Origin of the sequence: Mycobacterium sp. 852002-51057_SCH5723018, assembly GCF_001667035.1 — a bacterium.
Taxonomy (GTDB): domain Bacteria; phylum Actinomycetota; class Actinomycetes; order Mycobacteriales; family Mycobacteriaceae; genus Mycobacterium.
The window spans coordinates 47,600-67,890 of sequence record NZ_LZIR01000070.1; the positions used below are offsets into that span (position 1 = coordinate 47,600).

The 20,291-nt window shown below is 63.5% G+C and carries 17 protein-coding genes; 8 read left to right on the forward strand and 9 right to left on the reverse strand.

What is annotated here, in order from left to right:
• A complete protein-coding gene (locus tag A5764_RS13320) occupies nucleotides 1-1,008 on the reverse strand; it encodes a rhamnan synthesis F family protein (RefSeq protein WP_067113972.1) in 1,008 nt (335 codons plus the stop codon).
• Nucleotides 1,009-1,280: 272 nt separating this feature from the next.
• Between A5764_RS13320 and A5764_RS13325 the strand changes: the two genes are divergently transcribed.
• Entirely contained in the window at nucleotides 1,281-2,150 is an 870-nt protein-coding gene (locus A5764_RS13325; RefSeq protein WP_231989702.1) for a class I SAM-dependent methyltransferase, read from the forward strand.
• A gap of 48 nt (nucleotides 2,151-2,198) precedes the next feature.
• On the opposite strand, the gene A5764_RS13330 is transcribed toward A5764_RS13325, so the two are convergent.
• From A5764_RS13330 to A5764_RS13340, 3 genes are all read right to left on the reverse strand, one after another.
• Nucleotides 2,199-3,749: a glycosyltransferase family 87 protein gene (locus A5764_RS13330; protein WP_067113974.1), complete on the reverse strand. Its 1,551-nt coding sequence runs from the start codon at nucleotides 3,747-3,749 to the stop codon at nucleotides 2,199-2,201.
• A 359-nt stretch (nucleotides 3,750-4,108) separates the two neighbouring features.
• Nucleotides 4,109-4,615 (reverse strand): GtrA family protein, encoded by a 507-nt coding sequence (locus A5764_RS13335; RefSeq protein WP_067113975.1) that lies wholly within the window; start codon nucleotides 4,613-4,615, stop codon nucleotides 4,109-4,111.
• A 175-nt stretch (nucleotides 4,616-4,790) separates the two neighbouring features.
• A complete protein-coding gene (locus A5764_RS13340; protein WP_067113976.1) occupies nucleotides 4,791-5,681 on the reverse strand; it encodes a class I SAM-dependent methyltransferase in 891 nt (296 codons plus the stop codon).
• A gap of 491 nt (nucleotides 5,682-6,172) precedes the next feature.
• Between A5764_RS13340 and A5764_RS13345 the strand changes: the two genes are divergently transcribed.
• Entirely contained in the window at nucleotides 6,173-7,057 is an 885-nt protein-coding gene (locus tag A5764_RS13345) for a glycosyltransferase family 2 protein (RefSeq protein ID WP_067113977.1), read from the forward strand.
• A gap of 38 nt (nucleotides 7,058-7,095) precedes the next feature.
• On the opposite strand, the gene A5764_RS13350 is transcribed toward A5764_RS13345, so the two are convergent.
• Both A5764_RS13350 and A5764_RS13355 read right to left on the reverse strand, forming a co-directional pair.
• The gene (locus A5764_RS13350) at nucleotides 7,096-8,013 is read right to left on the reverse strand and encodes an NAD(P)-dependent oxidoreductase (RefSeq protein ID WP_067113978.1); all 918 of its coding nucleotides are present in this window, start codon (nucleotides 8,011-8,013) and stop codon (nucleotides 7,096-7,098) included.
• A 3-nt stretch (nucleotides 8,014-8,016) separates the two neighbouring features.
• On the reverse strand, nucleotides 8,017-9,018 hold the full coding sequence (locus A5764_RS13355; protein ID WP_067113979.1) for a glycosyltransferase: 1,002 nt from the start codon (nucleotides 9,016-9,018) through the stop codon (nucleotides 8,017-8,019).
• A 542-nt stretch (nucleotides 9,019-9,560) separates the two neighbouring features.
• On the opposite strand from A5764_RS13355, the gene rfbF reads away from it, so the two are divergent.
• The 4 genes from rfbF to A5764_RS13375 all read left to right on the forward strand — a co-directional run bounded on the left by rfbF (nucleotide 9,561) and on the right by A5764_RS13375 (nucleotide 13,303).
• Nucleotides 9,561-10,334, forward strand: coding sequence for a glucose-1-phosphate cytidylyltransferase (gene rfbF, locus A5764_RS13360; protein WP_067113980.1), 774 nt, complete (start codon nucleotides 9,561-9,563; stop codon nucleotides 10,332-10,334).
• A 91-nt stretch (nucleotides 10,335-10,425) separates the two neighbouring features.
• Nucleotides 10,426-10,977, forward strand: coding sequence for a dTDP-4-dehydrorhamnose 3,5-epimerase family protein (locus A5764_RS13365; RefSeq protein ID WP_067113981.1), 552 nt, complete (start codon nucleotides 10,426-10,428; stop codon nucleotides 10,975-10,977).
• Complete coding sequence (locus A5764_RS13370; protein ID WP_067113982.1) at nucleotides 10,974-12,197, forward strand: class I SAM-dependent methyltransferase; 1,224 nt, start codon at nucleotides 10,974-10,976, stop codon at nucleotides 12,195-12,197. The genes A5764_RS13365 and A5764_RS13370 overlap by 4 nt, the downstream gene beginning before the upstream one ends.
• Nucleotides 12,194-13,303 carry a DegT/DnrJ/EryC1/StrS aminotransferase family protein gene (locus A5764_RS13375; RefSeq protein WP_067113983.1) on the forward strand — a complete coding sequence of 370 codons (1,110 nt, stop codon included), beginning with the start codon at nucleotides 12,194-12,196 and terminating at the stop codon, nucleotides 13,301-13,303. Before A5764_RS13370 ends, A5764_RS13375 begins: the two co-directional genes overlap by 4 nt.
• Nucleotides 13,304-13,371: 68 nt before the next feature.
• Here A5764_RS13375 and A5764_RS27480 read toward each other — a convergent pair whose 3' ends face one another.
• A complete protein-coding gene (locus A5764_RS27480; protein WP_156664659.1) occupies nucleotides 13,372-14,121 on the reverse strand; it encodes a formyltransferase family protein in 750 nt (249 codons plus the stop codon).
• A gap of 382 nt (nucleotides 14,122-14,503) precedes the next feature.
• Between A5764_RS27480 and A5764_RS13385 the strand changes: the two genes are divergently transcribed.
• Together A5764_RS13385 and rfbG are read left to right on the forward strand one after the other, a co-directional pair.
• Entirely contained in the window at nucleotides 14,504-16,027 is a 1,524-nt protein-coding gene (locus A5764_RS13385) for a PE family protein (protein WP_067113984.1), read from the forward strand.
• A gap of 43 nt (nucleotides 16,028-16,070) precedes the next feature.
• Nucleotides 16,071-17,087: a CDP-glucose 4,6-dehydratase gene (rfbG, locus tag A5764_RS13390; RefSeq protein WP_067113985.1), complete on the forward strand. Its 1,017-nt coding sequence runs from the start codon at nucleotides 16,071-16,073 to the stop codon at nucleotides 17,085-17,087.
• A gap of 45 nt (nucleotides 17,088-17,132) precedes the next feature.
• On the opposite strand, the gene A5764_RS13395 is transcribed toward rfbG, so the two are convergent.
• Together A5764_RS13395 and A5764_RS13400 are read right to left on the reverse strand one after the other, a co-directional pair.
• Complete coding sequence (locus A5764_RS13395) at nucleotides 17,133-18,584, reverse strand: hypothetical protein (RefSeq protein WP_156664660.1); 1,452 nt, start codon at nucleotides 18,582-18,584, stop codon at nucleotides 17,133-17,135.
• Nucleotides 18,585-18,760: 176 nt separating this feature from the next.
• The gene (locus A5764_RS13400; RefSeq protein ID WP_067113987.1) at nucleotides 18,761-20,266 is read right to left on the reverse strand and encodes a glycosyltransferase; all 1,506 of its coding nucleotides are present in this window, start codon (nucleotides 20,264-20,266) and stop codon (nucleotides 18,761-18,763) included.
• Between the last annotated feature and the right edge of the window lie 25 nt (nucleotides 20,267-20,291).

The window sequence follows — 20,291 nt, forward strand, 5'->3', positions numbered from 1 at the left end:
TCAGGACTGGATCGCCGGCGGCCTGACCCAGGAGGACGGCCCGCAGCCCAGCCTGTCGAGGTTCGATTGGATCAATTCGTACGGGTAGTTCGTGTGGCGTTCGATGAAGTCGCGCAAGTGCGCCATGGAGTCGTGCCACGGCCGGTTGTGTCGCGGCAGGATCGCCTTGAGGAAGGGGAATCGGAGGTATTCGATGAGGCCGTCCCAGAAGTACAGCGTGTTGTTGGTGGGCTCCCCGGACAAGATGTCGGTCCATTCGTGCGCCGGCGCGAGCCGGTAAGCCGCTTCGATGGCGTCGACCGGGATGAACGGTTTCACACTCAGCCCCGCTTCGCGAGCGCGCTCGGACAGGCCGATCTCGTACTGCTGGATGAGGATGTCCTTGTCCACGATGTACTGAAAGCCATCCCAGAACTCGTCGAGGAACGCGCGGGTGCGCGAATTGAGGTCCCACGCCAGGAAGAACGACTGCAGATGCCGGGACTGCTCGGCGCTTTCGATGGCGCCGTACATGTCGGCATCACGGAAGGAGCCCCACATTTCTTCGATGGGATACAGCGGACCGAACACGCTGTCGTTGGCGATGACCAACCGGTCGAACTGCTCGAGCGACCAGCCACGCTCCCGCAGGATGCACCACGCCAGATGCCACGAGCCGAAATCCAGGGACAGGGTGCGGCGCGTGAAAATACCCGCGCACAACGCTTTGATGGGCGCGACCGACTCCGGGCTGAGCGTGGGCGAGCCGGACACGAAAACGATGGTCGCGTCCAAGCCGTACAGCGCCTCCAGGTAGTAGACGACATAGGGGTCGACGATGCCCTGCAGATCGTAGTGCGCGAACAAGACCAGCGTGCGGCGGTCGGGCGGTGGCTGGGACGGCAACTCCTGATGCGTTTCGCGAATGAAGCGCAATGCGTTGCCGCGGAGCCGGTAGCGTGCGGCAGCCAGGTAGGAGGGCGTCGCGGCCAGCTGACGGGAGTTGCGCTCGTATTGCAAGCGCATCATGGTTCGGAGTTTCAAGGTGAGCTCATAGCATCCGAGTGTGTTCAGAAAGTTAGCAGAGACCGATCGCGAAGGCTATTCGTGCAGCTCGCGTCGGCAAATTCGCGCGTCCGACTACCGTGTCGCTGCCGACTTGCTGGCACATATGGCGGTGCGCCGGACTCGAACCGTCTAACATGACGCGTGGCCCCGTCACGGGGGGCGTCCATGTTTGCTACTTTTACATTGACCCAAGACTCACCCGCTGAGACTTCAACCGCTACAAAGGTTTTCGTGTGCCATCTCATTTGAGCAAGCGTATTCGCGAGGGCTTGTTTGCCGTCGGCCTGGTGCCTACGGCGCGCCCGCCTTTCCTGACGTACCACTCCCAGTATCGGGGCCGTCGCCGCATGCTCAAGGCGCTCGGTCCGGACCTCGGCAGGGAAGTAACGTGGACCGCCTCCGACATGCCCGCCCCAGAGGGCGAGCTGGCCTCGATTTTTTCGGAGATACCAAACATCCATAAGATGCTCCACTACCTGCCCGCCTATGAGTCGGCGCTGGCCCCATTCCGCTCACGTCCCATAAGGATGCTCGAAATCGGTGTGGCGCGCGGCGGCTCGCTGCAGATGTGGCGGCGTTATCTCCATCCGGAGTCGACAATCGTTGGCGTCGACATCGACCCGGCCACTCGGCAGTTCGACGATGCCTCTGGGCGGACGCATGTTCGCATTGGAAGCCAAACGGACATCTCCTTCCTACAGGGCGTGGTCAATGAGCTGGGCCCGTTCGATGTGATTCTGGACGACGGCAGTCACATGAATTCCCATATCGCACAGACGTTTCGGTTCCTCTTCCCTAATGGATTGGCCCCTGGTGGCGTCTACATGGTCGAGGATCTGCACTCGAACTACTGGCGGCCGTACCGCGACACTCCCATGTCGTTCGCTGACCTCACGAAGTGGCTGATCGATGCCATGCATGCCCAGTACCAAACGCCCGGCAGCCGGGAACTCGATTTCCGAGTGGGTGATTCGCATCGATTGACCGAGTTCCGGGTGCCGCTGGCGACAACGCTGGTGGAGAAGGTCGAATTCTACGACTCGATTGCGGTGATTCATCGCGCAAAAGGTCGCCGAGAGGTGCCCACCAGCGTCTACCGGTAGATCCGCCTTGTGCACGGGGGTCCGCGCATTACGCGGGCGGTTGTTTGATCAGAGCCCGGTCAATTCCTCGGATGCGTGTGAGGCGCTGACAGCAGTGTTCGACGGGGCCTCGTGAGCCGGCTCCTGATCGTCGAGACTTGAGGGGGCCGGCCGCCGGGCGTAGGAGATGATGACCGCGCCGCATGCGATCAACCAGAGGAGCGGCGCAACCGAGGCCGTCGTAAGGACCAGCGCCCTGGTCTGAACGATCGCGCTGACCCCGTTCTGCAGCGGCCCGGCTATCTCCGCCGGAACCGATGGGCTGGGTAACGCAATGTGGACGATGCTCAGTGCCGCGGCAACACTCACCCAAACACCGACGACGCGGCGACGCTCACCGGCAGCCGCGAGCCTTTCGAAGATGCCGGTTCCCGGCGGCCCGGCAGGGTCGCGGGCCACCAACGCGGCGACCGGTAATGCGAAGACCAAGTAGTACGGCAACGCCACAGCTGGAAAGAGGGCGGCCGTGGCCAGCAGCACTATGCCCACCATGACAGGCGGGATGCGCCGCCCAAGCGCGAGGACGGAGACGACGACGAGCACGAGGATTGCGTACCCGATTAGTGATCGCGGACCGGCGAGATAGCCGTCCGGTACCGTGCCGCCATTTGCGCTGGCTTTGATGCCGTCGGGGACCATGAGGAGCCCCTTTCCGAAGGACACGTTCAGCGTGGTAGCCGCCTGGGAAACTCCGCCGTAGCTGATGGCGTGGCGGACCGACTGCATGATCGTGTCCGGAAAGTCGCGTGGCCACAGGAGATACGCCGCGGCATTCGACGTCACAACCCCGGCCACCGCGACGCCCCCCCACCGCCACTGTCGGGCCGCGAATAATGCCAAACCGACAAGCGCGAATTGCGGTTTCACCATCGCGGCAAGCACCACCATGACGGTGACAAGACCCCACCGTCGTCGGCATAGCGCTACCAGGAAAACCAACGCGATCGGTACCACGAACCCCACCGAGTTGCCTCGATCGACCGCCATCCACGCCGGGATGGCGGCGATGCCGCATGCCACGAAGACTACGACCCGCTCGAGGCCACGTGCTCCCCGAGCCGCCCAGAGCGCGGGACTCATCACCGCAATCGCCAAAACGAGCAGGTAGGCGAACAACCCCAGCCGCGGCGCGTGCAGCCATTGCCCGACCAGCCAAAAGGTCATGTGCGGCAGCATGCCGGCCGCGGGATAGTTACTCGCAATGGTGGCCGGAATGTAGCCGTTCAGGCGCGGCAGATGCGATGACAGCGGCGGGGCCGGGTAAGGCTCCCAAGGATTGGGCCGCCGCCCGAAGTCCATCGTCAAGACAGCGTCGCCGAAGCAGTGGCGGCCGAAGTTCGTAGTCCAATCAAAGGTGCAGTCATCTGGCACAAAAACAAGAGAGGAAAGCACGTCGATCGAGTAGTACTGGGTGAGGACAAAGCACGTCGCAGCCGACAAAGCCGACGCCAGCAAGACGACGCCGAGCAAGATGGTGCGCTCGGATTGGCCGGTCAGCGCCGACAGCCGCTCCCGGACAGCCGAGATTCTGTCCCGTAGCACGTCGAGGGGTTGCCTCACTGCATTCTCCCCGGTTCTCGCGAACAGTAGTGGGAGCAAGGCGCCCCCCAACTCCGCCGCCCGGCAGTTTACCCAACGCCTTCCTAATCAACGTGGTATTCACGCGGTTTGGGCAAGCGACCGATTACACCTGACTTGTTTAGCCGCTCCAGGCCGCAGGCGAGGTTCCGAGGACTTCTACCACGCTGAGGCCGTGCTTCCCTCGACTGCTTCGAAATGCGGTCCATTCGTCAGCCGCTTTATCGGGCCGGCCTGATGCCGTTGGCAGTGCGAATCTTCCTGGCGGAAGCCGACTTTCAGCGGTCCGTACCCAGTTGCATAAAGTCTCCGTCACCGGCTGGCTGTAACGGCTGAACGGTCTAGGTGCGCGACGTCTCGTCCTGAGTTGCGGCGGTGTGACGGTCGGCGGCACTTCGCCGAAAAGAGAAGTACCGGTGACCGAGGTAGTTCAGCAACAAGGTGGGCAGAAAGACGATTGCTTGCGCTGGGATGCGGTGCACGCCCAGCTCGACCAGCGCTGCCAAGCCGATCGCGTTGATGCCAAACGTGGTGAGGTAGACACTCTCGAAGCGCACGAGGTCACGCAGCACGTGCCCCCGAACGCGGAACACTAACCGGCGGTGCATCACGAAGGCGAACAGCACGCTCAGCACGTGTGCGAGGGTGACCGTCACCAGCGACCCGGCCAGCGTGCCGAACCGGCGGTCGGCCAAATGCCCCACGGTCTCGGAGCACGCGACGAAGATCCCGAACCCGACGACGGTGTTGATGCCCCCGACCACCAGGAATGCCACGCGCTGGTCGCGGATGAGCCGGATCAGCGGCCCCGGCGGCGCCGATTCGGGCACCAGGTCGAATTCAGTCATTTTGATGCCTTCGAACGCGGCGAGCTGTCCCCGGGAACACGTCGGCGCGCCCGCTTCGCTCCCAGCCGGTCGTCAACGCCACGGGATCGCGAAGGCCGAGCTGACTCCGCCGGCCGCCCTTCCATCCGACCTGCTCCTGGAAAGCTCATCATCTCGACGGGAGACAAAAAAGCGGTCACTCGCGGACGCGTCCTGCGAATACGATCTCTGCGCCTATACCGTCGTCGGGGCCTGCATAGACCTCAGGTTCGAAGCCCGCCTCGCGCACGTAATCGACGATGTCGCGGCCGAATTCGGTGAACGTCAGCATATCGACTCCCACCGGAATGAACCGGTAGGCCCCGCTGCCTCTGCCATGGTACAGGGCCGGCATCAGGTGCACGATCTCGCCGTCGTCGCCTATCTTGGCCCGTGTTTCCGTCGTCGCGCGCGTCCAGAGGACCGGCACCGTGAAAACATGGCGGCCTCCAGGCCGCAGCACGCGCCGGGTCTCAGCCAGCGCGATCCGAAAGTCGTGTACATGCTCGAGCGTGTCGGACGACAGGATGAGGTCGAAGGCGGCATCGGGGTAGGTGAGGCGGCAGATGTCTTCGTTACGGTTGCCGTCGACAATCTCGCCCAGGCGCTCCGGCCCCCGGTAATCGGAGAAGGCAAGTCGCGGGAGTCGCCGCAGCAGCGCGTGCAGCGATCCAAGCGAGCCGATCGTGTTTACTTCGGCAACATCGAGCTCGCGGAACGCGGGGTCCTCGATCAGTTCAGCGAACGACCTGCACCCGGGAGGGCCGTAGACATCGACGAGAACCTCGGCGATCCGCCTCACTCTCAAATTGCTGCAGCAGTACCGGCAGAACATGCTCTCGCGCCGCGTGTAGGCCCGGGACACATTGGCGTCGGCCCAAAAAGCGTGCAACTCGTCAGGGGTGGTCCAGGAATTGAAGGCGAAGGTGGTATCGGCGCCGCACACCACGCAGCGGCCCGCCTCGTCGGCGCGGCGGTCCCGCAGCGGGCGCAGATTGAGCAGCACAGGCCGCCCCACCCGGGCTTTCACCGCCGCCGCAACCGTCACCTTGGCGAGGCTTCCGTAGGCGTGCGGTGGGGGCGAAAAATCAGCGCGTCGGGAGTGACGCCGCAAGCGGCGCCCGCGCGACCTGCGCCTGGCCGATACTCACTCGCCATGACGACAAAAGGGGGCGTCGGCCCACCCCGCATCGGCGCGTCGATCGTCGCATCCGGTCCACGGTCCGCGCCGTCAGCCAGGATCATCGTCGAATACCACTCGTCGGCGGGTACAGCGTTGAGGCGATCATGACTTGCTCTCTCGTTTCAGCAAGCGGCGTTTTGGCGTAGACCTTACGTAACATATCGGTCCACTACCCGGGCCGCTGGCCAATATCTGAAAAGCCGAGCGCCAACATAACTTAGGAACTAGATTACTGAGCTGCTGGAGTTCACTCGGTTGTCGCAGCTCATCGTCACGCAGTCCGCGGTACAGCTGGTTCGCTTTTCGTAGCGCAATCCCGCCGAACTCCGCCTGGCCGAGCAGTAGGAGGCAGTGTCGTGACGCCGTTGGTATCGGTCGTCGTGCCGGTGTATAACGGCGTCGCGTTCATCCATGAGACGATGCAGTCGATTCTGGCGCAGACGTTCAGTGACTTCGAGCTGCTGGTTTCGGAGCGGTATTCCACCGACGGCACCTGGGAGGCACTGCAGCGGTACGCCGCCGACCCACGGGTTCGCCTGACCCGCCTGGACGCCCCCGGTCCGGCACCCGTGAACTTCAAGCACGTCACAGACCTCGCCACTGGCGAATTCATCAAGGCGGTCTGTGCCGATGACGTGCTCTATCCCGACAACCTCGCGGTGCTGGTGAAGGAACTGAGAGCGTACCCGTCAGCGGTGCTGGCCGTAAGTTCCAGAGATGTCATCGACGCATCGGGAAGGATGGTCCTGCGCAACCGCGGGCTGGCCGGACTGCGCGGTGAAGTCAGCGGCGTTGACGCTATCCGGCGCACCGTTCTCGCCGGCACGAACATTTTCGGCGAGCCGCCAACGGCCTTGTTCAGGCGCGACGCGCTGATCGAAGCCGGTGGTTGGGAAGCCAACCGTCCCTTCCTGTTTGATCTGGCGACCTACTGCAGGGTGCTGCTTCACAGCCACGGCACTCTCGTCGCAGTACCCCGGCCGCTCTGGGCATTTCGGCTCAGCGGTGCTCAGGAGACCGTGCGAACGTATAAGCACACCCAGACGGAGGACGTCGTCGCTTTTTTTCGCGAGTTGGCCGCTGCAAACCCCGGGCTGCTCAATCGACAGCACCTGCTCCTCGGGAGCACGCGAGCCCACATGAACACCCTCGGACGACACGCGATGTATCGCTGGCTCGGCCGCAAGCGCCTCGAGACCGCGACTGTCGGCAGGCAAGGCGACACCGGCAACATGCCCTAAGGAGCCAAGGCATCACAGTCTTCGGAGCCGGCTCGAAGCTAATTGCACATTGCTTGGTGCCGTAGTACATCGTCGTACACACGCTTGACTGCCACCGGAAACGGCGTGATCGCCACACCTTGGAAGTCGCGGGGGAAGCGTGTGCAAAGCCGCAAGTCCCGAACGTGATATTTCGAGGACGGGCTGGTGCCGAGCGCGATGCGGACCGTGCGGTGGGCAACCTGTTGTACCGTCCGTACGACGGTGCAGACGGACACGGGATGCTGAGATGAGATGTTGCGCAGCACCGGCGCCGACGGCTGGTTGTGCACCGCTTTCTCGACCAGCATGCGCACCATGCAGGCGGCATCATCGACGTACAAGTAGTCGCGGAGTGTCTCCATCGGCACAAAAACGTTCAACGACTGTCGGGTGATTGCGGCGCGGCACATCTGGCTGACCAGACCCTGCTGCTTCACGAGATTCTGGCCTGGCCCGGCGAGGTTTGAGAACCGTCCTATGACGAGTGGGAAGCAGCCTGCGAGGGTCGTCTGGAGGATCTCCTCCTGGGCGAGTTTCGTCTCGCCGTACGGGCTCAGTGGCCTTGGCGTCGTTGACTCACTGAATGGTGGATGAACCGACCCGGCATAGATGCCGCCCGCCGACGACGAGAGGAAGAACGCACCCCGACCGCTCGGCCGCTCGTCTCGCAGCCTTGCGAGTAAGTGAGACATGATGCGCGTCTCCGCGGCGAGCTTGTCGGCGGTGGAACCGACGACGCCGCTGCCGGCGGCCCAAATAATCGCCCAATCATCGTTTTGGGCCTCTCGGATGAATCGCTTGAGATCGGCGTTGAGCACCTCGACCGCCGCATCGTGGTCCCCCCATGGCACCCGGACTTCTGTGAACTTCGGGTCGATCGCTCGGGACACGGCACTGCCGAGCAGTCCGCCGCGGCCCACGATCCAGGTAAGCACCGGTCAGTCCGCCCCGCGGTCGAATACGTCACTGGGATCGCGCACGATGACATACAACGGCTTACCCATTGCCATATTGGCCGCAGCCGCGATGTACTCAGCGATGATCCCCAGGGCGAACAAGACGGCTCCGCCCACGACAAGTACCGCCACAAACACCGATGTCCACCCTTGCACGCTCACGTCACCAAGCGCTTTCTGGGCGGCGCTGTTGATCGCCATGCCAAAACCCAATAGGGCGAACAGAATGCCCATCATCGAGACGAACCGCAGCGGACGGGTACCCGAAGAGATGACGAGCCGCCAGAAATGCGCAAACAGGCGGCGGATGGTATATGCGCTGGCGGGTCGTCCTTCTTGACGCATCAACACCGGACAGGTCGAGGGGTTGGCGACAACCCAACTAAGGGCGACGTCCAGAAACACCCCGGCGCCGGTGTAGGCCGCGACGCTTCGCCCCGCCTCGCCCATAATCAGTCGATAACTGTTGAAGGCTTTGGGCCCGTCAGCCGACATCAAGACGTGCACGAACAACCACTTCGTTAGCCAAGACGCCGCGTTGCGCAAGACACCGTGTGGTGGTCGGTTCGTCGGCGTGGCGTAAACGAGTTGCGTGCGATCCCGGTACGCCTTGTCGACTAGGTCGCCGATATATGCCGGATCGTGCTGTCCGTCCTCGTCCATCGTGACGATCCAGTCCCCGCCTGACGACGTCATGCCGGCGAGTGTCGCCGGGTGCTGTCCGAAGTTGCGAGACAACCATATTGGGCGTATCCACTCGTCGCGCGCGGCCAGCTCACGCACGACTTCATCGCTGCCGCGAATGCCCCGGTCCCACACCAGGAGCACCTCGTCGACGCAAAACTGACGGCCGTCGGGCGTTTTCTGGGTCGAACGAAGCTGCTCAAGCTCTTTCACCACGCCGGGCAAGGTCTCGGCTCCGCTGTACACGGGAATCACGACGCTGACCGAGTCCACATGGCTCGATTGACCGTCACCAGTCACGCGTTGCCTCCCCGACGGACATGTCAGTGACGTAACTGTACCGATGCATCACCGACTACGTGAGTCAATTGCGATTTCGTTTGACCACAGGCGAGTCGACCGCCCCGCCAGGTCCACAGACTTCACTTCAGGAGAGATTGGAGTCATGACAGGCGGTTCGTCGAGGGCGCGCGGGAGCCACGTGGCCGGGCAAATCATCAGGGCCGCGGTCGCCCGCAATTTGTCTCGCGGTTTCCGCAGTCGGGGTGGCCGTGACCGGTGTACGCTCACCGCGTGTTGCTGCTGATTGCGGTCGCGGCGTTCGGGCAGCAGCATGAGAACGCCTACGCGCTCGGACGCAACTGGACCGTGAGGGCGCGAAGTATCTGACTATTGGGGGTCCTTTCTAATTCGTCACGTTATGGAAAATTGTTCAAACATTCCTGCGGAAGATTTGGATATATGACTGGCATAATGGAAGGTAACTCAAGTTACGCCCATGGATTAGCAGGTCAGCCAGGGAAGTCGTCGAGTTGGCATCATCCCCAACATAAGCGAGTTAAATGAAAGCCGTATTACTGGCCGGTGGCGCAGGTACTCGCCTCAGGGAAGAAACAGTCATCCGCCCCAAACCCATGGTGGACATCGGCGGCCGGCCGATCCTCTGGCACATCATGAAGCTCTACTCCCATCACGGTATCAATGATTTTGTCGTTTGTTGTGGCTATAAGGGTTACGTCATCAAGGAATATTTCGCCAACTATTTCCTGCACATGTCGGACGTGACTTTTGATATGTCCGCCAACAGGATGGAAGTGCATCAGCGCCACGCAGAACCCTGGCGAGTGACGGTGGTGGATACTGGTGACGACACCATGACCGGCGGGCGCCTCAAGCGCGTGGCACCCTACATTCAGGACGAAGAGGCTTTTTGCTTCACCTATGGTGACGGACTCAGCGACGTGGACATCGGGAAGAGCATCGAATTTCACCGTCAGCACGAGCGTCATGCCACGGTTACGGCGGTGCTTCCGCCCGGGCGTTATGGGGCCATCGAGTGCGCAGGCGACAGGGTCACGCGGTTTGTCGAGAAGCCACGAGGCGATGGCGGCCTCATCAACGGCGGATTCTTCGTCCTGTCGCCCGCGGTGCTCGACTACATCGAAGGCGACCACACCTCTTGGGAAGGGCCGCCCTTGGCTCGCCTCGCTGCCGATGGCGAAATGATGGCGTTCGAACATTCAGGCTTCTGGCAACCCATGGACACGCTTCGAGACAGGAATCTGCTCGAAGAATTGTGGAGTAGCGGCAAAGCGCCGTGGAAATGCTGGCATTGATCGCTCTCGGAAGTTCCTATCGTGGGCGCCGGCTCCTCGTCACTGGCCATATGGCCGACGGAGTTAGCCCACACCAGGTTTGGGCGGGGGCATGAACATCCTCGACACCCCGCTGGCCGACCTGAAGACCGTGCGTTCGGTCCCCCACCGCGATGCCCGGGGCACGTTCATCCGCCTCTTCTGCGGCCAGGAACTCCAGCCCTTGCTTGGCCAGCGTCAGATCGCGCAGATCAACCACTCCAAAACCAGCCACGTCGGGGCCGTGCGTGGCATGCATTTCCAATGCCCGCCGCACGCGGAAATGAAGATGATCCGCTGCCTTCGCGGCCGGGTTTGGGACGTGGCGGTTGATCTGCGGAGGGGATCCCCTACATTCTTGCAGTGGCACGCCGAAGAATTGGCACAGGGCGACGCGCAGATGCTTGTCATCCCAGAAGGATTCGCTCACGGCTTCCAGGCGTTGGAGCCCGACAGCGAGTTGTTATACCTGCACACGGAGTTCTACCACCGGCCTTCCGAGGGCGGTCTGCGTTACGACGACCCCCGGCTCGCCATTACCTGGCCGTTGCCGCCGCAGGACCTTTCACCTCGGGACCTATCCCATCCGCTACTGGACGCCGACTTCGTAGGACTCGCGTTATGAAATGCCGACACTGCGGGACGCCCCTGGAGCACACCTTTGTGGACCTGGGCTTCGCGCCCCCCTCCAACGCCTACCTGCAGGCTGACGACCTATGCAACCCCGAGATGCATTACCCACTGCGCGTGAAGGTGTGCCACCGGTGTTGGTTGGTGCAGACCGAGGACTACGCGCGCGCTGAGGAACTGTTCAGCCCTGACTACGCCTACTTCTCCAGCACCTCGAGCAGTTGGCTCCAGCACGCGGCCGAGTACGTGCGCATGGTCACCGAGCGGCTGCAACTTGGGCCCGAGAACTTTGTCATTGAGGTGGCCTCCAACGATGGCTACCTGCTGAAGAACTTTGTGGCAGAGCGCATCCCCTGCCTGGGCATTGAGCCGACAGCCGGTACGGCCGCAGCAGCCGAGGCGCTGGGTATCCCGGTCATGCGGGAATTCTTCGACGAAGCCCTAGGGCGTCGACTGGCCGACGACGGACGGGCGGCGGATCTGATCGTGGGCAACAATGTGTATGCCCACGTGCCCGACATCAACGACTTCACTCGTGCATTGGCTGCCGCGCTGAAGCCGGAAGGCACCGTTACGCTCGAATTTCCCCACCTAGTGCCGTTGATCGAACACACCCAGTTCGACACCATCTATCACGAGCATTTCTCTTACCTGTCGCTCACCGCGCTCGCCGACATCTTCGCCGCGGCCGACTTGCGCGTATGGGACGTGGAAGAGTTGCCAACCCACGGCGGCAGCCTGCGAGTGTACGGCTGCCATGCCGCCGCAGCGATCGCCACTACGAACCGGGTCGAATCGCTTCTCACGCGAGAGCACCGGTTTGGAGTGACCAAGGTTGAGACCTACACCGAGTTCCAGAAGCGTGCCGACCGTGTGAAGGACGATCTACTGGCCTTCCTAATCGAACAAAAACGCACCGGGCGCAGCGTGGCGGCCTACGGAGCCGCTGCGAAAGGTAACACGGTGCTGAACTACGCGGGTGTCAGGCCGGACTTGCTGCCGTACGTTTGTGATGCCGCCGGTTCCAAACAGGGAAAATTCATGCCGGGAAGCCATATCCCGATCTATTCGCCTGATGCACTGTGGGAGAACCCGCCAGACTACGTCGTCATCCTGCCGTGGAATATCGCCACTGAGGTCCGGAGTCAATTGGCTGAGCTTGCCCTGCGCGGCACACGTTTCGTGACGGCGGTTCCCGAATTGAGTTTCCTGTGAAGCCTCGTATCCCCTACACCAAGCCGTCGATCACCGAACTCGAGGTGCGCTATGCCACCGATGCTGCCGCCAACGGCTGGGGCGAGCGTTGCTATGCATACATCGCACGCTTCGAGGATTCTTTCAAGGCGCACCTAGGGGTCAAGCACGCGATCGCCACGTCGAGTGGCACCGGCGCGCTCCACATGGGCATGGCTGGGCTGGGAATCGGCCCGGGTGACGAGGTCATCATGGCCGACACAAACTGGATTGCCTCGGCGGCGCCTATCGTTCACCTCGGGGCCAGACCTGTCTTCGTCGACATCTTGCCCGATAGTTGGTGCATCGATCCGGAACAGGCGGAAGCCGCGATCACGCCGAGCACCAAGGCCATTGTCGCAGTGCATTTATACGGCAATCTCTGCGAGATGGACCGTCTCCTTGCAATCGGGGAAAAGCATGGTATCCCGGTGATTGAGGATGCGGCGGAGGCCATTGGTTCGATTTACCACGGAAAGCCCGCCGGCTCCATGGGGTGCTTCGGGGCTTTCTCGTTTCACGGCACCAAAACGATCACCACGGGTGAAGGCGGAATCTTCGTGACCAACGATGACGACCTTTATGAGACGGTGCTTACTCTGAGTAACCATGGCCGCGCACGCAGTCAAACCAAGCAGTTCTGGCCAGATATGGTCGGCTTCAAGTACAAAATGTCGAACATCCAGGCAGCCATCGGTTGCGCACAAACAGAGCGGGCCGAGGAACTGGTTTTGCGGAAGCGCCAGATATTCCAGGCTTACAACGATGGTGTCGTCGGCGTCGAGGGAATATCGATGAACCCCGAGCCGCCAGGCACACAGAATGGATTCTGGATGCCCACAGTTGTATTCGATCAGTCGCTAGGGCTAACTTCCGAGCGTATTACGACGGCGTTCGCGGCCGAAAATATTGATGCACGGGTATTTTTTCATCCTCTATCTGCGACGCCCCCGTTTGCAGGATCGCCCGGAGGCAAATGGGCGAGCGATATCCCTAACCGTGCAATCAATCTTCCGAGCTTTCACGACATCACCGAAGACGAGGAGTATCGGATCGTGCAAGTTGTGCGAGAGCTTTGCTCCACCTGACAGCCACGGACAACGTATATGCTCCTGACTGAGCGCCATGTCCGACTTACGCGAAGCCGACGAGAAAACTACCTTAACTTATCTATGGTGACTCGAACCTCGAAAACGTCGTCTCCGTCGTAAAAGCGGCACGCGGGATGCGGCAAGAAGGTGCGGGCGCGGAGGCGGTTTAACAGATCTCTGGCCGTTGTCGGCGCATCTAGGTCTATGACACTCGCCGGCTCGAGCTGCTTGCGGAAGTGCAGACTACCGACGTCTGCTTGCGGAATCCGCGGGATTGTGCCGTGCACGATCGTCGGAAGGACCTCTTCAAAAAGCTCGACCATTCCGGTCAGCGCCTTTTGGTATAGCGTCCCACCTGTGTCAGACCAGGAAACCGGTATTTCTTTCTGGAATGCGATGTCGCCAGCATCGATCGCGGCATTTACGTGATGAAGCGTGACGCCGTACGGCACACTTTCGACAATTGCCCAGAAATTCGGGTCTTTTCCTCGACAGTAAGGCAGCAGGCTTGGATGAGTGTTCAGAATAACCGGCGCTGCGTTCAGAACGGCTCCCTTGAGCAAATGTGGCCACCAGGCAAGAATGATGACATCGAGCCGCCTGGAGCGAAGCCAGTCTGCTCTCTCATCTTCGTCTTGGTCTCGCCAAAGTCTGGCTTCGCATCCCTCCGGAATGTCGAACTCCTCGGACGCCTCCTCTGTGTCGGTTATCAGGGCAAAGATACTTTCGGAGGCATAGCTGAGCAATTTTTCGAGAATGGCATACCCGACCTCTCCATGCGCAAAGATGCCAATGCGCTTGGTTGCCTCACCCACTGATCGATCCCCCGCTACCCATTCCTTCTGGAGCAGATCGTGTTCCTCACCACTCGGTGCAGAACGTCCCCGCGATTCAGGTCGTCGTCGGTCATGTCGGCGTACCTCGGCAGGTTGATACAACGGCCCAGCAGATCAGAGGCGACTCTACTCGAAGGAAAGGCTTCGAACGACGACAGCGGGATGAGTTCGGCAGAAGCTGGGACCTGGCGGGTCGGTGAGCGGCCGCAAGCCACGCAGCGCACTGGTGGACGCTCGCTGGACGAACCAGCGCCGGCTGCAAATCCCGTTCGACCCGTGCGCCACCGGAATTCGGCATACGATCTGCGTGTCACCGATCGCCAGCCGATGGCTGGTAGCCCTGTCTGCTTGGAGGTACGGGATGTCGTTTGTGATGGCGGCGCCGGAGATGATGACGGCGGCGGCGACGGATTTGGCCGGCATCCAATCGGCGCTCAGCGCAGCCAACGCGGCCGCGGCGACCCAGACTACCGGGGTGCTGGCCGCAGCCGAGGACGAGGTGTCGGCGGCCATTGCGGCGGTGTTCTCCGCCCACGGTCAGGGCTTTCAGACACTGAGTGCGCAGGCGGCGGCGTTTCATGAGCAATTCGTGCAGGCGTTGACTGGAGGCGCGGGGTCCTATGCCAGCGCGGAGGCCGCCAATGTGTCGGCCTTTATGGCCAATCCGGCGCAGACGGTACAGCAGGATCTGCTCAACGCGATCAATACGCCCTTCCTGACGCTAAGCGGGCGCCCGCTAGTTGGCAACGGCGCCAACGGGGCCGCTGGGACCGGCCAAAATGGCGCGCCCGGAGGATGGCTGGTTGGTAACGGCGGGGCCGGCGGGTCCGGGGCCAACGCGGCGGTAGGGACAGGCCAAAACGGCGGCAACGGCGGGGCCGGGGGGTTCTTCGGCCACGGCGGTGCCGGCGGCGCCGGTGGCTCTGGAACCGTGGCCGGCGGGGCCGGCGGGAGCGGCGGCGCGGGCGGGACGCTGTTCGGCACCGGCGGAGCCGGCGGCACCGGCGGAAGCTCCGTAACCGGCTTGGGCGGGGCCGGCGGGAATGGCGGCATCGCCGGGCTGTTCGGCACCGGCGGCGCCGGCGGCACCGGCGGACACTCGACGGCGGGCATCATGTCTGGCAACGGCGGCAACGGCGGGGCCGGGGGGATGTTCGGCAACGGCGGCGCCGGCGGCGCCGGGGGCGCGGACGGTCAGAACTCCGGGGACGCCGGAGCCGGCGGAGCCGGCGGCATGTTCGGCGGCAACGGCGGCAACGGCGGCAACGGCGGGCAAGGCGCCACCATGGCCGGCGGGGACGGCGGCATTGGTGGCGCCTCCGGCCTCCTCTACGGCACCCCGGGCAACGGCGGGAACGGCGGGTTCGGCCTCGTCGCCGGCGGGGTCGGCAACGCCGGCGGCAACGCCGGCGGGTTCTTCGGTAACGGCGGCGCCGGCGGCATGGGCGGACCCGGCGGCATCACCGGCGGGAACGGCGGGGCCGGGGGCAACGCCGGCATGCTCGTCGGCAGCGGCGGAGCCGCGGGGACCGGCGGATTCGGCGCCACCACCGGCGGGATCGGCGTGGCCGGCGGCAACGCCGGCATGCTGTTTGGCAACGGTGGAGCCGGCGGAGACGGCGGGGCCAGCGACCTGACCGGCGGTCCGGGCGGTAACGGCGGTAGGGCCGGAATGATCGGCGACGGCGGCACCGGTGGTACCGGCGGCAGCGCCACCGCCGGTGGGATAGTCGGCGGCGCAGGCGGCAACGGCGGCAACGCCGTGCTGATCGGCAACGGCGGCAACGGGGGCAACGGCGGGACCGGCCCGGCCACCGGCACCGCCGGCGCCGGCGGCACCGGCGGCCTGCTGCTCGGACTGAACGGGATGAACGGTTCGCCGTAGTTTCTCGCGCACTCGCTCTACGAATAGAGGCCTCGCAATAGCCGTGCACTACCTGATTACCGGTCATACCGGTTTCAAAGGCCCTTGGCTGACGCTGCTGCTGCTCGGCCGCGGGCACCGGGTATCCGGCCTGGCCCTCGACCCGGCCGACGGCAGCCTGTTCAAGCGGGCAGCGCTTGCCGACCTGCTCGTCTCCGACTTCAGGGTGGACATCCGCGACGCCGAGGCCACGGCGGCAGCGGTGTCGGCCGCGGCGCCAGATGTGGTGGTACACATGGCCGCTCAGTCGTTGGTCCGCGAGTCGTACCGCAACCCGCGCTACACCTACGAGACCAACACGATGGGCACGCTCAACGTGCTGGAGGCCGTCGCGGCCACACCATCGGTGCGCGCGCACGTCGTCGTGACCACCGACAAGGTCTACCGCAACGTCGACCAGGAGGCCGGTTACATCGAATCCGATCCCCTCGGCGGCGACGATCCGTACAGCGCATCCAAGGCGATGGCGGATCTGTTGGCGCAGTCATGGATTCGCAGCTTCCCCGGCTCTCCCACCGCGATTGCGCGCGCGGGCAACGTGATTGGCGGCGGCGATGTCAGCCGTGAGCGACTGCTGCCGGACCTGGTGACCGCTTATTCTCAGGGAGAGGCACCGCGGCTGCGATTTCCCCGCGCGGTGCGGCCGTGGCAGCACGCATTGGACTGCCTCAACGGGTATCTCACCCTCGCCGACGCGCTGCTGGCCGGTACCGGCCTGGGCGAGTGGAACTTCGGGCCGGACCGCGACAGCTTCGTCGAGGTCGGCCAGGTCGCCACACTGGCGGCCGAGCTGTGGGGCGGCGGCGCGCGTTGGGAACTTGACCGCGGGGCTCATCCGCACGAGGCGAACTTGCTCGCCCTCGACGCCTCCAAGGCGGAGCGGGAACTCGGCTGGCGCAACCGCCTCGGCTTCCGCGACGCCCTGGCGTGGACGATCGACTGGGAACGGCGGGTGCATGCGGGCGACGACCCACTTGCGGTGACCCGGGAGCAGATCGCCGCCTTCGAAAGCCTGGAATGAGCGAAGCATCGGCCATCGTCGCCGGGGAGCTTTCAAATCCCGATCTCATCCACCGCAAGTCGAGTGTGGGTCAAACGAGTCACGTCGTGCTCCGACGGCGAAGAACAAACTCACTCCCAGCGCCAGCAACGCAGGGCTTATCCAGGGCAGAATTCGAACCGCGGTCGCGGTGACGCCTGCGGGCGCACCCTTGAGCCACATGCGATTTCGCGCCCCGGCGTTGTCGGCGTCGGGGGGTCGTAGTTCGGACGGCAGAATTGCCCTTTCCTCAGGATCTCGGAGGATCCCGGCCAACAGCTGCGGGAGTGGGTAGGAGAGGTCGACCGTCTGGCCGCGCCCACCCTTCGCTCTCAGGTCGTCGACATTTCCCGTGGCTATATAGGACCGCACGTCGGCCGCCTGGTCCGCTGCGGACTTGCTCCATTCGATCGCCATGAGCACGGACGCGTAGCCCAGCATCGCACCGGCTGCCACAACGGTGAACACCCAGATCGCCGCGCCCGGGCCCACGTACCGGCTGAACCGCGCGGCACGGGCTCTGTCAGCGAATGCGAACACGGCTACCAGCGCCGGCGGATAGACGAACAGGACGATATCCATGTAGCGCGGGGCGACGAGGTTTCCACGGCCGTAGGCGAGCATCACCACCTGGACGGCGACCCACCCGACGATTCCAACGAGGATCCACGCCCGCTCGGAGACGGCCGGGCGCCTCGCCAGCGTGTGCCAACAGAACCATGCCAGCGGAATCACGGCGAGAATAATCGCGCCCGTGAACAGGAGGAGTCCTTGAAGGAATGTCCACGGGGTAGACATTGGATTCGCGCCCGACGATTCCCACATGATCACCCCCACGGCGACTGACGCCAGAACGGCGACCGCGGCCAATTCGCGGACAGACCGCTTCCTCGCGTTCGTTGCCAGTTGCAGACCTACCAGCCCGCCAGCCGCCAGAACGGTGGCCACACCTGTCGCGAAGGACAAGCAACTGAGAACCGCGGCGGCCAATCCTGCGAACCAGCGCAAGGAGAACGGGCCCGCGGGAGCGAACGCAACCAGAGCCGCGATCCCGAAGAACAACGCGAGGTAAACCTGACACTGGAAGCCCCACAACGCGTTCTCGTAGGCGATCGGGAATGCAAAAACGAATGCTACGAAACATGCCAAGAGGATCCGGCGTTGCGGCGCGACAAGTGGCATCAGCAGTGCCGCGAGCCACGTGACCGTAGCGGTGAGAGTGATCGCGCCGAGAATCATCTCCAGGCGCGTGTTCCACTCACCCGCCAGCTCGAGATGGATCAGAGCGAGCACGCGAAAAACGAAGATGCGGTGCTCGTTGTGCGGGGCCATCAGGTCGGCGAAGGACAGTGCGCCCTTCAAATAGGGCGCATATAGTCGGTCGGCCTCTCCGTTCCATTGATCGAGCAGCGGGCAGGGCGAACCAAGCGCCGAAATAACGATGAGCCTGGAGCCGATGACCGCGCAGGCGACCGCCACCAGTAAGGCGAACCTGCCTTTCGGTCGCGACGGCGTGCCGGGTGGTGCATTCGTCGAAACCGTTTGAGGCCCACCGTGATCGGCCGCGGAACGCCCGGTGCTCCGCTGTCGGCCATTTACGCGCGCCTCCTCCGGCATCATTTCTCGCATTGATGGTGTGTCCCTGTTCGCGCCATTCACTTTGACGACAAGCCCTTTCGCGGCCGGCCGAACCGGAGATCACCACGTCTGTACCGGCGCACGAGTCGCAGCGCCCCGAGCCAGGCAAGCCCGCCGCCCGTCCAGCGCAACACGGGCCGCCGCATGGCCAACCCGTACCAGTGGAGGTAGGCGGGCAGCCAACCGACCACGTCGAACTTGCTGCTGCCGGCCGTTCTGTCGTCCCAGCTGCTGGGCACCTCGTCGACCCGATAGCCGAGCAGGTGCGCCTTCGTCGTGAGCTCCAGTCCCACCTCGAACCCGCGCACGCTCTCCACCGCAACGTTCTCGAGAAAGCGGCGGCTGTACGCACGGAAGTTCGTCGTCGCGTCGTGGGTCGGCAGGCGGCCCACATAGTGCAAGCTGAGGCCGGCGGCCCGCGACATCAGCGTCTTCATCCGGGGCCCGCCATGCTGGGAACCGCCAGGCATATACCGCGAGCCACTGACGACATCTGCCCGCTCTTCGCGAATCTTGGCCGCCATCAAGGGGATTACCGCAGGCGGATCCGATAGGTCGGCCATGCTGGTGACGACGACGTCACCCCTCGCGGCCGCGAATCCGGCGATCAATGCATTCGCTACACCCTTCCCGAGCAAGTTGCGGACCAGCCGTAGGGTGGCTGGCTTGTCGGGCATGGCAGCGAGCGCCGGCAGGGTGCTGTCCTCGTCGAAGTCGTAACAGACCAGCAGTTCATGGGGCGTGTCGCGCAAAGCCTCTGTAAGCCTCCGGACACACGCTTGAATGTTTTCACCCTCGTTGTAAACGGGGATGACCACGCTCACTAGACGCTCGCCCTCCGGCTCGGGCAACGATCGGGACTTGCGGGCGCGAATAACGAACTGCTTACCCAGGAGGGGCCACGCCATCCTGGAGCGTAGATACAACCGCACCAAGATCGGCGCTTGCGGCAGCGGCGAAGACGCGGTGTACGGCAGAAAGCGATCGTAGCTTTCCACGATCTCGAACTCGCAGGATTCCAGCAGCTCGATCAGTGAACGATCGCTGATCGGCACGGTGTGGTCCCAGAAGTCCCAATAGTCGCCCGGGACAAAGCGAATATTGGGCCCCATGGCGATGAACTGTCCGCCCGGCTTGAGTACCCTGCGGGCCTCGGCGATCGTGCGCTCGACTTCGGCCTTGCCCTCCAAATGCTCCAACAGGTTGCTGGTGAAGACCACGTCGACCGTGCCATCCGCGAGGAAGCCGAGATCGTCGGCCCGACCCTGACGGAAGTCGATCCCAGGCTCCAGCATGCCGGCACTGTCCGGGTTCAGATCGACGCCGATTCGGCGGGCTGCGACGATGTGGTTGAGGAACTCGCCGTAACCACAGCCGAGGTCGACCACCGTATCGCTGCGCTTGACCCACGCCTGGAAGAAGTCGCGAACTATTACCGCCCAGATGGCGGACCGCGACTCGCGGGCGTGGCCGAAGCGATTGCGGTAGAGCTGCTGCAGGTCGGGCTTACCCGCGCTGTGCATGGCGTCCTGGCGGCGGGAAGCAGCT

Bases quoted from the DNA above. Each gene is read 5' to 3' on its own strand.
- A5764_RS13320 (WP_067113972.1), bottom strand. From the start codon at position 1,008: ATGATGCGCTTGCAATACGAGCGCAACTCCCGTCAGCTGGCCGCGACG.
- A5764_RS13335 (WP_067113975.1), bottom strand. From the start codon at position 4,615: ATGACTGAATTCGACCTGGTGCCCGAATCGGCGCCGCCGGGGCCGCTG.
- rfbF (WP_067113980.1), top strand. From the start codon at position 9,561: ATGAAAGCCGTATTACTGGCCGGTGGCGCAGGTACTCGCCTCAGGGAA.
- A5764_RS13365 (WP_067113981.1), top strand. From the start codon at position 10,426: ATGAACATCCTCGACACCCCGCTGGCCGACCTGAAGACCGTGCGTTCG.
- A5764_RS13370 (WP_067113982.1), top strand. From the start codon at position 10,974: ATGAAATGCCGACACTGCGGGACGCCCCTGGAGCACACCTTTGTGGAC.
- A5764_RS13385 (WP_067113984.1), top strand. From the start codon at position 14,504: ATGTCGTTTGTGATGGCGGCGCCGGAGATGATGACGGCGGCGGCGACG.
- A5764_RS13400 (WP_067113987.1), bottom strand. From the start codon at position 20,266: ATGCACAGCGCGGGTAAGCCCGACCTGCAGCAGCTCTACCGCAATCGC.